The following is a 14,924-nucleotide window of genomic DNA, read 5'->3' as shown; positions in this document are numbered from 1 at the left end:
GCGTTCAATCTGAGCCATGATCAAACTCTTCAGTTTAAAATCAGTAGTACCTTTAAAGGGTACCAATCTTGGCTCATCAATTTTCTGACAAATATTTCTCAAATAAACTTCGAGTAATTTCTACCATCAATCAATGAAAATAATTTCGATTGATCAACCAGTAAAAATCCACACAAGTTGTTCTTCATAATCTCTTAATGATCTTCTTGTTACTTCGTCAGTAGCAAGCTAGGTCGGCTATATTACTCTCTATCTCTAGAAAGTCAACAAGTAATTTAAATTATTTTAAACTTTCCTTCTAAAACCCAATCTCAACACTTCGCGCTAAGTTACTGTTTTATCAGAAGTCTTAATCTTCATCACCGCCGATGGATGTGCATTCTACAGCATTTCGCTCCCCTTGCAACACCTTTTTCAAAACTTTTATTTTGTATGGTTACTTAATAATCTTTAAAAAAATAAATACCTGTTTTATATAACTTATTTATTTTAATCATTTAAAAAATAAATATAAAACCACCCCAAAACAACCATAAACCATTGTTTTAAATAACTTTAAAAAACAAACCAACAAAAAAAGCAGGTTATTCCCTGCTTTTTTGTTTAGATTTAAATCAAATTAGAACTTTATACTCATTCGAGCCCAGTAATTACGACCAATATTATTAAATTGTTGATCACTCGCAAAGCCATCACCAAATCCAGAATTACCTAATTTATTTAAATGTTCGGTATATGTCTTGTTTAAAACATTATCAATACCTAAAGACAAATCTACACCTTGGGCAAGGTTATATGTCCCATTAATTGACAAAGTCGTAAACCCTGCGCTTTTATTCAAATCATAACCAACAATATTTCCTTCATTTTTGCTAATTCGATTTTGACTATTAACTACTCGCCATAACAAACCAAAATTATATTTGTCTTGTATATAGCGTAAGTTTACACGCGCTTCCAATGGTGCAATTTGAGGTAGTGGAGTCTTATCTGTCGTATTTTTACCCCAAGCATACATAGTACTTACATCTGCCAAAATAGCATCGGTAAATTGATAACCTATACCCGCTTCCGCTCCTGCAATAACAGCATCAACATTACGAGTATTCGCAGTCATCCCACCCATCATTCCCATACCAGGTGTATAGTGAGTCAAAATATAATCTTGTATTAGGCCTGTATATGCCGAAGCCCAAGAGTTGAATCCACCATGATGATGCTGATAGCCAACATCTAACTGCAATGTCTTCTCTGTATTAATATTATTAAATGTATTTAGATTCCCATTACCTGATTTAGGGCTAAATAACTCCCAATAATCTGGCATACGCTCCACATAGCCTAAACCAATATAAGTTTTACCATCATCATGATCTGGGTGTGTATTTTCAAATCGTATAAAACCACTTGCTAATGTTTTATCTAATTTACGGTTAAAGTTTGCTGAGTCTTGACGTTCATCTTTTACAACAACCTGATCTAATCGAAGACCTGTAACCAATCTATTTTGATCATCAAAGTGATATGTCAACTCACCAAAACCCCCGAAAGACTGGAATTTCATATCTTTCGTTCTTGGTTTATCTAAATAAGAAATTCCATTCTCTGTTTTTCTTGTACTGTGCTCGTTATTCTGCGTATCAAAACCTGAAACAAAGTCAATTTTGTCCCACTCATGCGTTACCGCCAAACGTGCATTTAATGTTTTACGCGCAACATTAGTTGCCATTTTCATCATTGGTGCAGGACGCAAACTATAGTTATCCATGACATGATCATTGAAGTTATAGTTTACTTGCGCTTCAATTTTTTTTATGACATCAGTGACATTTTTCTTTTCAAAGCGTAGACCTAAACTTTCACGTGCAAATTTAGAACCATCCATGCCACGACCTGCATAAACAGCCTCACCATCTGCTTTACCACCTGTAAGCTCTAACCATGTGTTTTCATCAGGTGTCCAACCTAATGCAACATCTGCATTCCATCGTTTCCAATCCGATGGCACAGTATTTCCATCACCATCTTTATAACTATCTGAAACTGAGCGATTGGCATTTAAACGAATGTATTTCTTCTCATCACCAATTGCTGTTTCAAGGTTATGGTCTAAACGACCAAAAGAGCCCATCAACACACTTGCTTGACCACGATAATTTTTATCTTCTGTAAATGTTTCTGGACTACGTTCAAAAATAACCGTTGCAGCAGAACCCGTATTGGCATATTGAACTGTTTGTGGTCCCTTAATCACCGAAATTCGATCATAACTTTCAGGTGAAATATAAGATGTCGGTGAATCCATACGACTTGGGCATGCACCTAAATTTTCAGTGCCATCGGTTAAAATTTTAATACGTGAGCCAAACATTCCACGGAATGTCACATCACCATTTGTTCCCGCTCCACTATTTACAGAACTAAAACCCACAATACTTTGCAAATAGTCTGCACCATCTGTTGCGGGAATGGGTTGAATGGGCTGCTTCGGATCTGCACGAACAATTAAACCATTTGCATCATTACCCGCTTGTGCAGTTACCGCAATGGGTGCAAGTTTTTTAGATTCCGTAAAATCTTCTGCAAATACAACCGAAGATGAACACGCAACACAAATCGCAGCCGCAAGAGGCTGTAAATAGAATTTAGGCTGAGCCATTTTTTTCTCACATAAAATTTAAATAAAACAATGCTGGAGTCAGTTAAGACCCAAATGTGTAAATTTTGATTTATGCGAAAACTGGAGGGGCTCGCCCTTGAGGCATTAAGAAGAGTTGCTGAAGAACAAACCAAACATGCGTAAAAGCTTTATGAAAAGCAATTAAACGAATTTGTATACGATCAAAAACTTCGTTAATGTCTAATTCAGGTGGTAAAACCAAATTGCCATATACCGTACAGTATTGACATTGATGACTTGCATCATGCTGATGACTCGTATGCTGACTCATTTGCTTAGTTTCAGCATGATTCATATCATGATGTGCATGAGAATGCGTAGATTGAGGGTTTTCTTTAACAGGTACCAACAAAAGTGCACGCGTAATGGTTTCACAAACCGGTGCAACTTGATATTGCACAGGTAATAACGGCTGTAAAAAAACAGCAATCTGTAAAAATACTGCATAAAAAGCAAGCAGTAAGCCACTACGTAAAAGCAAAGGCAAATCCTAAAATCTGTCGGAAGCGAGTATAGCAAAGCCCAATAGATATTGGGCTTTGTGTTACAAACTTTCGCTATTTACTTAGCGCTTTGCAGGTACTTTTTCTTTTTGACGCTGACGAGCAGCTTTTTCAATTTTCTCACGTGCACGTTGACGTTTCAGGGGAGATAAATAATCTACAAAAAGTTTACCGTTTAAGTGATCCATTTCATGCTGAATACAAACAGCGAGAAGTTCATCTGCTTCTATTTCAAAAGCATTACCTTCTAAATTTACTGCCTCAATTTTTACACGTGACGGGCGTTCAACTTTGTCGTATATTTGAGGCACTGACAGACAACCTTCTTCATAAGGAAGTGTGTTTTCAGTTAATGGCGTAACTTTAGGGTTAATAAAAACCATGGGTTGATCTTTATTTTCAGATAAATCCATAACAATAAGCTGAATATGTTTATCGACTTGCGTAGCCGCCAAACCAATTCCTGGCGCTTCGTACATCGTTTCAAACATATCTGCGGCAAGCTGACGAATTTCATCAGTAACTTCTTCGACTGGTTGTGCAATGGTACGAAGACGTGGGTCGGGGAAACTTAAAATAGGTAATAAGGCCATGTTGCGTCCTCACTTATGCCATTGATCAAAAAACCAAAATGAAGGAATGCTTCATCGAAAAAATGTGTGTAAGATCGTTATTATAACGCAACTACATACATAATTTTAGGAATTATGATAATGAAAAAGGTTTTTAAAGACACATCTTCTTTCAGTGTCTTGGGGTTAAAAAAACATACGCTTGCTCTTGCAATGTGTGCAGGGCTAGGCATTGGTATGGTAACAACAGTTGAAGCATCAACACCTACACGCAATATTAATCCGCCCGCATTAAAAGCAAATGCACCCAATGTTTATGTTGTAAAAAAAGGCGATACGCTTTGGGATATTTCAAAAAAATTCCTCAAAAATCCTTACCGCTGGCGTGAAATTTGGGCAAGCAATAAATACATTAAAAATCCGCACTGGATTTTCCCTGGGGATAAACTTTTAATGTGTAGCTATAACGGCAAGCCTCTCATTGGTAAAGATGAGGGTGATGGCTGTGATGGAATTATTCGTCGTTACGGAAATGACACTATCACTCTGCAACCACAAATCCGTTTGGAGTCATTAAACAATACTATTCCAGTGATTCCACTAGATAGCATTAAAAACTGGTTAGAGCGTTCTAGCATTGTACCTGAAAACTCAGTTAAAAATATGCCTTATGTAGTCGGTGCAAGAGACCAACGTGTTCTTGCAGCCAAAGGACAAAGTATTTATGTACGCGGCAATGGCTTAGAAGTAGGTCAACGCTATAGTGTTTATAGTGAAAATGAACCTTACATCCTACTAGATGCGAAAGGGAAAAAATACAATGCAGGTTTAGAAATTGTTGAAGTTGCATCTGGAATTGCAACCAAGCAAACAGATGATATGACCACCATCGAAGTCACAGATTCTTATAATGCTGAAATTCGTCGTGGTTATATTGTTATGCCAGAACAAGAATCAACATTACCAACGATGTTCTACCCTGTAAATGCTGAAGATGTTGTTGCAGGTGGTAAAATTATTCGTGTTCAAGGTTCAATTGGTGCTGCCGCAGTTCGTAGTGTGGTAAGTATTGACCGTGGAACAAATCAAGGCGTAAAAGTTGGTGATGTATTTAGCGTAAATGACGTAGGTCAAATGGTTAAAGACCCTGTTACTCGTAAAACAATCCAACTACCTTCTGAAAATGTAGGAAGCGTTATGGTATTTAAAACTTTTGACAATATTAGCTATGGCTATGTTTTAGAAAGCTCACTTCCTATTAATGTTGGTGCATTACTTACACCACCTATTATGAATGAATAGTTGAAAAAAATGTTGAGCCACTTATCACAAACTCAAATTGAAACAATTGCAGTCTGGTATGTGGTTCAACATTCACTTTCTAGCTTTTATAAAATTCAAAAACAGTTCCAAACTTTAGCGCTCGCATTAAAACCAGAAAATAGCGATCAATGGCAAAATTTAGCACTTCATAAAAACCATCTTCAACGTCTAAAACAATTTCATACTGAAGAAGGACAAATTGAATTTCAAAAAGTACTTACCCAAATTAAGCAACACTCAGATTTCATTCTTATAGAAACAGATACTTGTTACCCTCCACAACTTCTACCTTATAGCGATAGACCTCCAATTTTATTTGGGCAAGGAAATGAAAAAATTCTACTCCAACCTCAGGTTGCAATTGTGGGAAGTCGTAAATCAAGTACACATGGTCGACAAGTCGCTTATGATTTTGCCTACTATTTAAGTGAAAAAGGTTTTTATATTAATAGTGGTTTAGCACAAGGGATAGATGAAGCAGCTCATCAAGGTGGTCTAAAGAATCAACGTACAATTGCGGTCATGGGTACAGGTTTAGACCTCACCTACCCATCCCAAAATCAAACTTTAAGACAAAGTATTATTACAAATCACGGCGCAATTATTACTGAGTTTTTACCAACAACAAAACCATTACAACAACACTTTCCAAGAAGAAATCGTATTGTGAGTGGATTAAGTCTAGGGGTTATTGTTGCTGAAGCAACCTTAGATAGCGGTTCACTTATTACAGCCAAACTCGCAGCCGAACAAGGTAAGCTTATTTTTGCAATTCCAGGTCACATCTATAATGAATACCATCAAGGATGCCATCAACTTATTCGTGAGGGAGCCATTCTAGTAGATCATCCAGAGCAAGTTATTGAAGATCTAGCATTACCAACGCAATGGCATGCTCAACAAACTGAAATTCAAAATACATCTTCAGAATTATTTGAAAAACAAAATGAAGAATCATTTGATATTCCTGAATATCTCATAGATTTATATAGACAACTAGATTGGGTTGGACAAGACCTAGACCAACTAGCCACAATATTAAAATTAGACGTTTCTACACTAACTGGCTACCTAATAGAATTAGAGTTACGTGGTTTATGTATGCAACAATCTGGTTTATATGTCCGTTGTCGTTCTCATAAATAAGGTTCACAATAGCACTTTATTTTAGAAAGGCTCCCATCCATGATCACCACCTCTGCCATTGAAGCTGCGGACTACCTTAAAAAAGGACAAGTACTCGCCTATCCTACAGAGGCAGTTTGGGGATTAGGTTGCGACCCTCATAATGAACAAGCATTTCAAGAAATTTTACGTTTAAAACAACGGCCTATTGAAAAAGGTGTCATTTTACTCGCAGGACAAATTTCACAAATAGAACATTTACTTATTCATTTAAGTTCAGATATGCAAAAGCAGGTTGTAGATTCTTGGAGCAATAGACATCCTTCTGAACGTGCAACAACATGGCTTCTTCCTGCAACAGAAGATATTCCAACATGGATTAAAGGAAACCATCCTAAAGTTGCTGTTCGTGTTACAACTCACCCTTTATGTATTGCTCTATGCAATGCTTTTGATGGCTACATTGTATCTACAAGTGCTAATACTGCTGGTTTAGAGCCTGCTCGTTCACTGCAAGATGCCCACACTTATTTTAAAGATGAATTAGATTATTTAGATGGTGATTTAGGCTTAAGCCATGAACCAAGTAAAATTATTGATGCAGAAACTGGAAAAATTATTCGCGAATAATATGTTTTTAATATAAAGAGATGAAAAACTTAGACAAAAAAAAGCTCAACCATATAGGGATGGTTGAGCATGAAAAAGGATGTGTAATCACATCCAGAGGGTCTTGCAAATCTGGTGTTGATAATAAGGCTTCACTAAAACAAAGTCTTAATTACTTAACTGAGGCTATTATTCATCAAATAGTTTCCAATATGAAATAGAATAAAATGATCTATTAATATAAAAAATGTCTTAATAGATACATATAAAAACTATAATTCAAATTATCTAGCTATTTTATTGAACATTTTTTAAAAGATTGCCGTTTTATTCAACATTTAAAAAATATGTATTTTAAACGGAGCCTTTAAAAAAAAAGTTTCGACCGATCAATAATTAATCAATTCTGCATTTTAAGCTTTCTTTTGCGCCAAAATAATTCCAGAAATAATGATAACGCCACCAATCGTATGATAAATCGTCCATGCTTCTTTTAACCACAAGTAAGCAATTAATGCAGTAAACACTGGCATTAAATTCATAAAAATACTGGTTCTATTGGGTCCATTTTTTTGAATTGAAAGCATCCAAACAAACGGTGCTATGAGCGATGGAAAAATACCCGCATATAAAACACTTGTCACATTTCCAGTATTAATTGCATCCAAGCCAAACCATAGCAAAAATGGTAAGTGAAAAATAAGTACAAAAATAATTTGTACATACAAGCTCAATAGCAAAGGAACCTGTAGTTTCCATTTTTTTAAAAAGACCCCATAAAATGCATAAAAGAAGACAGCGGCTATCATCAGTAAGTCACCTACATGACCACCCAAATGCAGCAGACTTAAAATATCACCTTGAGCAATCACAAAAATAAGACCACAAAAAGATAATAAACCACCAATAACAGCAAATTTATTGGGATATTCTTTTAATATCGCAATAGATACAAACATGGTAAAAATTGGAATAAATGCATTAATAATTCCCATATTTGTAGCACTTGTATAATGTGCCGCAACATAAGAAATTCCCTGATAGAGCATCATTCCAAAAGCAGATAAAACTGCAAATTTTGCTAAATAAGGACGAATTAACGACCATGACTTAATCAATTTGATTAGCATAAATGGTGTTAAAATAAGAAATGCGACAAACCAACGATAAAAACTAATACTAATTGGTGAAATATAATCTGCAACATAACGTGTAACAGCAACATTCAATGCCCAAATAAATACAGCAATAAGGGGCAAAAAAACAGCCCAAGTATTTGTTTTAATTTGCTGATTCATAAATAGTTCATATCTTAAATGCGAATGAATATTATGCAAAAGGTCGGAAATAATTTAAATACTGAATATCAGACATTTATATCGTATATTCGACATTATAAAAATGATACCTGAAATCAACCTATTTATTCATAGAGCAACTTATATGCATGAACTTGAAAAATACATGACTGTAGAAGAGTTTTTCTATGAAAAAAACGACTATGTTGAACCACATGCATCTATTTGGGGAGATTTTAACTTTTGCCTTCAAGGCATTTTAGAGTATGAAATTGATGGGCAAATACAGCTATCACCTCCTAGTTATGGCATTTGGATTCCACCACGTATAACACATCATTGCCATGCAGCCGAGCAGACTCGGACTCACTATGTTGCAATCCGTTTTCACCCTAATTTATGTCAATTTTTTTCTACAAAAGCAGAAGTTTTAGGTGTGAGTTTTTTTCTAAGAACCTTAGTCGAAGAGGTTTTGCGTTTCAAAAACACCTCTGAGAACTCGAGTCATTATCGTCATTTATTACAAGTATTATTAGATCAATTGATCGTAGCACCTAAATACAATCACTATTTGCCACAAAGCCACCATCCAGTTTTAAAGAAAATTCTAGATAAACTTTCTGCTCCTGAAAATTTAACTTGTAGCCTTCACCAACTCATTACAGATGCCCCTATAACAGAGCGCCACCTATTACGCCTTTGTCAGCAAGAATTGAATATGAGTATTTCTGAATGGCGTAATCGGGCTAAAATTTTATACGCCATTACTCAACTATCTCAGGATGTTTCCATTAAAAAAGTTGCATACGATTTAGGTTATAACCACAGTTCTAGCTTTATTGAATTCTTTAAACGCTATACAAACCAAACGCCAAATCAACTGAAATCTTCCTAAATTATCTCCTCTAGAAATCTTTGCCACAATTTACTAAAAATTGACTTGCTCCTCCCTTGAATAAGCGCTAAAACATTTAAGTATTCATTATTAGAGAAATGATCATGGCTTCTGTATACAACATTCCAGTAAAAACAATTCAAGGTGAAAATGTTACCTTAAATCAATATACAGGTAAGGTTTTACTTCTTGTAAATGTTGCATCAAAATGTGGTTTAACACCGCAATATGACGGCTTAGAAAAACTTTATACAGAAAAGAAAAACTCAGGTTTAGAAATTTTAGGATTTCCAGCAAACAACTTCTTAGAACAAGAACCTGGTTCGGATGAAGAAATTCAAGATTTTTGCTCTGTAAACTATAAAGTAGACTTCCCACTATTCTCAAAAATTTCAGTTGCAGGTGCAGATAAACACCCACTTTACCAAACTTTAACGCAAGCTATTCCTGAACGTATTGGTGAAGGTCCTTGGTGGAAAGATTTAGTAGACTATGGATTAACACCAAATGAGCCACCTGAAGTTTTATGGAACTTTGAAAAATTTCTTGTGTCTAAAACAGGTGAAATTGTTGCTCGTTTTGCACCCGATATTACAGCTGATGATGCTCGAATTGTTGATGCAATAAATGCAGAACTTGCAAAATAAGCTTTATTTAATCGTTAAATGAAAAAAGAGCATACACATGCTCTTTTTTACAAAAGTAATGTTATAACTTTGCAAAAATCTGTTTTTTCTTCACATTTGCCCCTTATATTAAAGCCATCGTGTATAAATACTGTGCTCAACATGAAAAAACTTCTTCAAGGTGTGTTACTTCCTTTTGCTATTTTTAGTACTGGTATTCTTTTAATTGGTTGTGAACAAAATCAAACCGCTGAAAGCACTATTGAGCAAAATGATACAGCGCAACAAAAAGATGCTTCCTCTCATGACAATGCACCTCATAATCTAAAAAGTGGCAATATGCTCTACATTGTTCGAGATGTTGCAGATATGCAAATGAAAGCTGGCGAATATATTGATCAGTTAAAGCAGACTCAAACAACTTTAGAAGATGCGGTAAATGCACAAGATCATCAACAATTAAAAGAAACAGCAGCTCAACTACAAAGCCAATTGAAAGAATTGAATCAAGTCTTAGAATCTTTAAATTTAAAGAGTCAGGAAATTGACGATATTCGTGCAAATATTTTATCTGCCAATGAAAAAGTTTTAAATTCTCCATTCTTAAAAGGCGATTTAGACTTATCTAAGGTCGATTTAGATAAAATTGAACAGCAAATGGGCAATGTTCAAGATGAAATGATTAAGCTTGCAGGTATGATGATTTCTTCAAATGATAAATAACTGACTTAACTTATTCCAACTAAAAAGCCTTATCCTCTTTTAGAAGATAAGGCTTTCATATATTAGAAAATTAAATTCGCATATCAATTACTATGCGCCCATCTATTTTCCCATGTTCCATTCGATCAAAAATATCATTAATATTTTCTAAAGGTTCTACGCTGATATGCGCCTTAACTTTCCCTTTCGCTGCAATATCTAATGCTTCTTTTAAATCTAAACGTGTTCCTACAATAGAACCACGAACAGTAATACCATCTAACACCATATCAAAAATTGAAAGGTCAAATTTACCTGGCGGTAATCCATTAAGAACCATTGTTCCACCACGACGAATAATTGAAACAGCTTGTTCAAACGCTTTAGGAGAAACTGCTGTCACCAAAACCCCATGGCAGCCATCACCTGTTGCGTCAATTACAGCTTGTTTTACATCAGTTTTTAACGCATTAATACCAACGTCTGCACCTAAACTTTTTGCAAGCTCAATTTTTGAATCATCTACATCAATTGCAACAACATTAAAGCCCATGGTTTTTGCATACTGAACTGCTACATGTCCCAAACCACCAATTCCAGAGATTGCAACCCAATCACCTGTTTTGGCATCTGTCATTTTCAGACCTTTATATACCGTAACTCCCGCACACAGAATTGGCGCAATTTCGAGTAAATCGACACCTGCAGGAATTACACCTACATATTCACCATCTGCTAAGCAGTATTCCGCAAAGCTACCGTTTACAGAGTATCCCGAATTTTGTTGTTGCTTACACAGTGTTTCCCAGCCTGCATAACAATGATCACAATGACCACATGCAGAATATAGCCAAGGCACACCAACAATATCGCCAACTTTAAGATGGTCTATGCCTGCACCAATTTCTACAACCTCCCCCACACCTTCATGTCCAGGAATAAATGGTAAGGTTGGTTTAATTGGCCAATCACCATGCATAGCATGTAAATCTGTGTGGCAAACCCCTGTTGCGACCATTTTTACTAGTACTTTACCTGCTGTTACTTTTGGAATTTCTACTTCTTTAATAACAAGTGGTTGATTAAATTCCGTAACCACTGCAGCTTTCATCATAGCCATTATTCTTTACTCCATGTGTTTTACACTTAAAACTATTCATTCATTTTGTAGTACAAAAAAATAGTAATATCTTAAAGGTTGGAGTTAGGTAGGTTGAAAATGCAATCACCAACTTTATCTATTTCCTTCTTATTTTGATAAGCTTAGAGTTATTCATTCTTAGTTTTCAAAATGCAGCTCATTATTTTTACAGGCGTTCAAGCCTCAGGAAAGTCGAGTTTTTATTTACTCAATTTAGCGCATAGTCATTTGCGTATAAATTTGGATATGCTAAAAACTCGCCACCGAGAAAATATTATTTTTGAAGCATGTTTAGCTTCTAAAACCAAAATGGTTATAGACAACACCAATCCTACAAAAGAAGATCGTGCTCGTTATATAAAACGAGCTAAAGATGCTGGTTTTGAGGTGATTTCTTATTATTTTGAAACAGATTTGAAAAGTACTTTAGAGCGTAATAGCCACCGCATAGGTAAAGCCAATATTCCTGAAGTTGGCGTAAGAGCAACGTATAAAAAGCTAGAAATACCAAGTTTAGATGAAGGCTTTGATGAAATATTTAAAGTGAAGATTTTAGGGAATGGGGAGTTTATTACTACTCCTTCTTAAATGCTCTTAGCAATCTTTTACATAGCTGCTTTGTATAATTGCTAAATTTTTTTTTGGAATCAATATCACTAGCTGATGACCAAGTTGGATATTCTTTATTAATTTGGTCTATTAAAGTAGTGATAGAATAGCCTCCATATATAGGACACTCTTTTTCTATTAAAGCTTTTAGCTCATCAGCATTTTTAATATCTTTAACACTTACAGTTTTACCATGTATTTTAATACTTTCCTGTCCAAACTTAAGAGAGTAACTTGTAGGCTGTAATGATATTGGAGAATTTTCATGAATGTAAAATTTAACATCAAAATCATAATCGCCATTTCCCGTAATAGGAATTAATATATTTTCTTTTTTAGGCACCCAATTCTCTATTTTTTTCTTTACCTTGTATCTCCCTTCGTTTGTATCTAAATAAATATTTGAATTACCAAGATTAATATTCTTTATCAATCTTGGCTCATTGTCTTTTTTATAATAAAGTGTTTTTTCTATTTTTTCGAAACAAGTGTCGTAAGCTTTTAATAATATAGGCTTTTTAGTTGCATCTAATAGCTCGATATATAGATTTCCCTCCAATCGTAAATAGACTTTATAAATCACAACCGTCTTATCTTTATAATTATTTAGCTGAAAACTTATAATACTAGTGTCATAGCTATATCCACTTTTTTTAGGCTCATAATTATAAATTTTCACTCTACCTGATATATCTAAATCAGTTTTTCTAAGATAATTTTCTAATGCAAAAGCTACTGCAAAAAATGCAATAAATATAGTAAAGCTAACTGGAGTAGTTAATGCTTTTAATATTTCATCCCAATAATTTCCTTGCATAGAAATTACAGCTATTACAAAACAAACAATATAAGTAATAAAAGCTAAAAAAATGAATCCCCGATAAAAAAATGATGCTTTAATCATAAAAATCCCTTTTATTTTTAATTATTTATACCATAAAAAAACCACCCTTTCGGGTGGTTTCTTCAATCTCGAACCATGCCTTATTGAGCGCGGTTTTTGATTTTGCGGATTGTTTCCAACTGAGCAGCAGTTTCTGCAAGAGCAGCCAATGCAGCAGCAGAGTCCAAATCGCTCTTTTGATTTGCTAACAAAACTTCAGCGTTTTTACGCGCTTCAAGAATTGCAACTTCATCTAAGTCGTGTGCACGAATTGCAGTATCTGCAAGAATCGTAACCACATGCGGTTGAACTTCTAGAACACCACCCGATACAAAGATTAACTCTTCAGTACCGTTTTCCAACACAACGCGAATTGCGCCAGGTTGAAGTAAAGTTACTAACGGAGCATGTCCAGGCATAATACCTAACTCACCGCCAGCACCTTTAGCAATTAGCATAGTTACAGTGCCAGAGTACAAAGACTCTTTTACACTTACAACATCACATTGCATAGTCGCCATGAGAATCTCCTAAATTAGGGAACTAATTAAAGTTTCTCAGCTTTAGCAATAACTTCGTCAATACCACCAACCATGTAGAACGCTTGTTCTGGGATATGGTCGTATTCACCAGCTAAAAGACCTTTAAAGCCACGAATCGTTTCTTTAAGTGGTACAAGTTTACCAGGAGCACCAGTAAACACTTCAGCTACGTGGAACGGTTGAGAGAAGAAGCGTTGAATCTTACGTGCACGGTATACAGTAAGTTTGTCTTCTTCAGCTAACTCGTCCATACCAAGAATTGCGATAATGTCTTTCAATTCTTTGTAACGTTGAAGAACGTTTTGAACTGAACGAGCAATTTCGTAATGCTCAGCACCAACTACTAATGGATCTAATTGGCGTGAAGTTGAGTCAAGTGGATCGATCGCTGGGTAAATACCAGAAGATGCGATGTCACGGCTCAATACTACAGTTGCGTCTAAGTGAGCGAATGTAGTTGCAGGCGATGGATCTGTTAAGTCATCGGCAGGTACGTATACCGCTTGAATTGACGTAATAGAACCAGACTTAGTAGATGTAATACGTTCTTGAAGAACACCCATCTCTTCTGCAAGTGTAGGTTGGTAACCTACTGCAGACGGCATACGACCTAGAAGTGCTGATACTTCAGTACCTGCTAGTGTATAACGGTAGATGTTGTCTACGAACAATAATACGTCACGGCCTTTACCGTTTTCGTCTTTCTCGTCACGGAAGTACTCAGCCATAGTAAGACCAGTCAACGCTACGCGTAAACGGTTACCTGGTGGCTCGTTCATCTGACCGTAAACCATCGCTACTTTGTCAAGAACGTTAGAGTCTTTCATCTCGTGATAGAAGTCATTACCTTCACGAGTACGCTCACCAACACCAGCAAACACAGATAAACCTGAGTGAGCTTTAGCGATGTTGTTGATCAACTCCATCATGTTTACAGTTTTACCAACACCGGCACCACCGAATAAACCAACTTTACCACCTTTAGCGAACGGGCAAAGTAAGTCAATTACTTTAATACCAGTTTCTAAAAGGTCAGTAGAAGCTGCTTGTTCAGCGTAAGAAGGTGCTTGACGGTGAATCGGTAAACGAGCTTCTGTAGCAACATCACCAGCTTCATCGATAGGGCGACCAAGAACGTCCATAATACGACCAAGAGTCGCTGTACCTACAGGTACAGAGATCGGAGCGCCAGTATTTGTTACGTTCAAACCACGCTTAAGGCCTTCAGTAGAACCCATTGCAATAGTACGAACTACGCCATCACCAAGTTGTTGCTGAACTTCTAAAGTAGTTTCAGTTCCATCAACGTGAAGAGCGTCATAGATCTTAGGAACGCTATTGCGTTCAAACTCGACGTCGATTACCGCGCCGATGATCTGAATGATACGACCGCTACTCATTGCTGTCTCCTCAATT

Annotated in this window: 15 protein-coding genes; 7 read left to right on the top strand and 8 right to left on the bottom strand. The window is 35.9% G+C overall.

From position 1 onward, the window contains the following. Positions 1-619 precede the first annotated feature (619 nt). The 3 genes from AC5YDH_RS09620 to def all read right to left on the bottom strand — a co-directional run bounded on the left by AC5YDH_RS09620 (position 620) and on the right by def (position 3,776). Positions 620-2,659, bottom strand: coding sequence for a TonB-dependent copper receptor (locus AC5YDH_RS09620; protein WP_496118924.1), 2,040 nt, complete (start codon positions 2,657-2,659; stop codon positions 620-622). A 70-nt stretch (positions 2,660-2,729) separates the two neighbouring features. After that, entirely contained in the window at positions 2,730-3,161 is a 432-nt protein-coding gene (locus AC5YDH_RS09615; protein ID WP_496118922.1) for a DUF2946 domain-containing protein, read from the bottom strand. Positions 3,162-3,245: 84 nt separating this feature from the next. Then, entirely contained in the window at positions 3,246-3,776 is a 531-nt protein-coding gene (def, locus tag AC5YDH_RS09610) for a peptide deformylase (RefSeq protein WP_496118920.1), read from the bottom strand. A gap of 120 nt (positions 3,777-3,896) precedes the next feature. Between def and AC5YDH_RS09605 the strand changes: the two genes are divergently transcribed. The 3 genes from AC5YDH_RS09605 to tsaC are packed head-to-tail and all read left to right on the top strand — an operon-like array spanning position 3,897 to position 6,833. Then, complete coding sequence (locus AC5YDH_RS09605) at positions 3,897-5,057, top strand: LysM peptidoglycan-binding domain-containing protein (RefSeq protein ID WP_496118918.1); 1,161 nt, start codon at positions 3,897-3,899, stop codon at positions 5,055-5,057. 9 nt (positions 5,058-5,066) lie between these two features. Beyond that, positions 5,067-6,224: a DNA-processing protein DprA gene (dprA, locus tag AC5YDH_RS09600; RefSeq protein WP_496118916.1), complete on the top strand. Its 1,158-nt coding sequence runs from the start codon at positions 5,067-5,069 to the stop codon at positions 6,222-6,224. Between the two features lie 39 nt (positions 6,225-6,263). Then, a complete protein-coding gene (tsaC, locus tag AC5YDH_RS09595; RefSeq protein ID WP_496118914.1) occupies positions 6,264-6,833 on the top strand; it encodes an L-threonylcarbamoyladenylate synthase type 1 TsaC in 570 nt (189 codons plus the stop codon). A gap of 392 nt (positions 6,834-7,225) precedes the next feature. Here the strand turns inward: tsaC and AC5YDH_RS09590 are convergent, their stop codons facing one another. After that, positions 7,226-8,110 (bottom strand): DMT family transporter, encoded by an 885-nt coding sequence (locus AC5YDH_RS09590; RefSeq protein ID WP_496118912.1) that lies wholly within the window; start codon positions 8,108-8,110, stop codon positions 7,226-7,228. Positions 8,111-8,255: 145 nt separating this feature from the next. Here AC5YDH_RS09590 and AC5YDH_RS09585 point away from each other — a divergent pair, with 145 nt between their 5' ends. The 3 genes from AC5YDH_RS09585 (at position 8,256) to AC5YDH_RS09575 (ending at position 10,354) form a co-directional block, all read left to right on the top strand. After that, on the top strand, positions 8,256-9,005 hold the full coding sequence (locus tag AC5YDH_RS09585) for an AraC family transcriptional regulator (protein WP_496118910.1): 750 nt from the start codon (positions 8,256-8,258) through the stop codon (positions 9,003-9,005). 101 nt (positions 9,006-9,106) lie between these two features. After that, entirely contained in the window at positions 9,107-9,652 is a 546-nt protein-coding gene (locus AC5YDH_RS09580) for a glutathione peroxidase (protein ID WP_496118931.1), read from the top strand. 141 nt (positions 9,653-9,793) lie between these two features. After that, positions 9,794-10,354 (top strand): PM1805 family lipoprotein, encoded by a 561-nt coding sequence (locus tag AC5YDH_RS09575; protein WP_496118908.1) that lies wholly within the window; start codon positions 9,794-9,796, stop codon positions 10,352-10,354. Between the two features lie 70 nt (positions 10,355-10,424). On the opposite strand, the gene adhP is transcribed toward AC5YDH_RS09575, so the two are convergent. Continuing rightward, positions 10,425-11,456, bottom strand: a complete 1,032-nt coding sequence (gene adhP, locus AC5YDH_RS09570) for an alcohol dehydrogenase AdhP (RefSeq protein WP_496118930.1) — start codon at positions 11,454-11,456, stop codon at positions 10,425-10,427. A gap of 168 nt (positions 11,457-11,624) precedes the next feature. Here adhP and AC5YDH_RS09565 point away from each other — a divergent pair, with 168 nt between their 5' ends. Continuing rightward, positions 11,625-12,062: an AAA family ATPase gene (locus tag AC5YDH_RS09565; RefSeq protein WP_496118906.1), complete on the top strand. Its 438-nt coding sequence runs from the start codon at positions 11,625-11,627 to the stop codon at positions 12,060-12,062. Here AC5YDH_RS09565 and AC5YDH_RS09560 read toward each other — a convergent pair. From AC5YDH_RS09560 to atpD, 3 genes are all read right to left on the bottom strand, one after another. Beyond that, positions 12,049-12,987, bottom strand: a complete 939-nt coding sequence (locus AC5YDH_RS09560; RefSeq protein ID WP_496118904.1) for a hypothetical protein — start codon at positions 12,985-12,987, stop codon at positions 12,049-12,051. The two genes, AC5YDH_RS09565 and AC5YDH_RS09560, sit on opposite strands and share 14 nt — an antisense overlap. Positions 12,988-13,067: 80 nt before the next feature. Beyond that, positions 13,068-13,487, bottom strand: a complete 420-nt coding sequence (locus AC5YDH_RS09555) for a F0F1 ATP synthase subunit epsilon (protein ID WP_496118902.1) — start codon at positions 13,485-13,487, stop codon at positions 13,068-13,070. A gap of 26 nt (positions 13,488-13,513) precedes the next feature. Continuing rightward, complete coding sequence (gene atpD / locus AC5YDH_RS09550; RefSeq protein ID WP_067762731.1) at positions 13,514-14,908, bottom strand: F0F1 ATP synthase subunit beta; 1,395 nt, start codon at positions 14,906-14,908, stop codon at positions 13,514-13,516. Positions 14,909-14,924 lie beyond the last annotated feature (16 nt).

The organism is Acinetobacter sp. FY683 (genome assembly GCF_059515885.1).
Note: the sequence above shows the minus strand (reverse complement) of the source record. Positions and strands in the feature narration are given on the sequence as shown.

What these genes read in the sequence shown, in the direction of transcription:
- AC5YDH_RS09620 (WP_496118924.1), bottom strand. Translation starts at nt 2,659, where the DNA reads ATGGCTCAGCCTAAATTCTATTTACAGCCTCTTGCGGCTGCGATTTGT.
- def (WP_496118920.1), bottom strand. Translation starts at nt 3,776, where the DNA reads ATGGCCTTATTACCTATTTTAAGTTTCCCCGACCCACGTCTTCGTACC.
- AC5YDH_RS09605 (WP_496118918.1), top strand. Translation starts at nt 3,897, where the DNA reads ATGAAAAAGGTTTTTAAAGACACATCTTCTTTCAGTGTCTTGGGGTTA.
- dprA (WP_496118916.1), top strand. Translation starts at nt 5,067, where the DNA reads ATGTTGAGCCACTTATCACAAACTCAAATTGAAACAATTGCAGTCTGG.
- tsaC (WP_496118914.1), top strand. Translation starts at nt 6,264, where the DNA reads ATGATCACCACCTCTGCCATTGAAGCTGCGGACTACCTTAAAAAAGGA.
- AC5YDH_RS09590 (WP_496118912.1), bottom strand. Translation starts at nt 8,110, where the DNA reads ATGAATCAGCAAATTAAAACAAATACTTGGGCTGTTTTTTTGCCCCTT.
- AC5YDH_RS09585 (WP_496118910.1), top strand. Translation starts at nt 8,256, where the DNA reads ATGCATGAACTTGAAAAATACATGACTGTAGAAGAGTTTTTCTATGAA.
- AC5YDH_RS09575 (WP_496118908.1), top strand. Translation starts at nt 9,794, where the DNA reads ATGAAAAAACTTCTTCAAGGTGTGTTACTTCCTTTTGCTATTTTTAGT.
- AC5YDH_RS09565 (WP_496118906.1), top strand. Translation starts at nt 11,625, where the DNA reads ATGCAGCTCATTATTTTTACAGGCGTTCAAGCCTCAGGAAAGTCGAGT.
- AC5YDH_RS09560 (WP_496118904.1), bottom strand. Translation starts at nt 12,987, where the DNA reads ATGATTAAAGCATCATTTTTTTATCGGGGATTCATTTTTTTAGCTTTT.
- AC5YDH_RS09555 (WP_496118902.1), bottom strand. Translation starts at nt 13,487, where the DNA reads ATGGCGACTATGCAATGTGATGTTGTAAGTGTAAAAGAGTCTTTGTAC.
- atpD (WP_067762731.1), bottom strand. Translation starts at nt 14,908, where the DNA reads ATGAGTAGCGGTCGTATCATTCAGATCATCGGCGCGGTAATCGACGTC.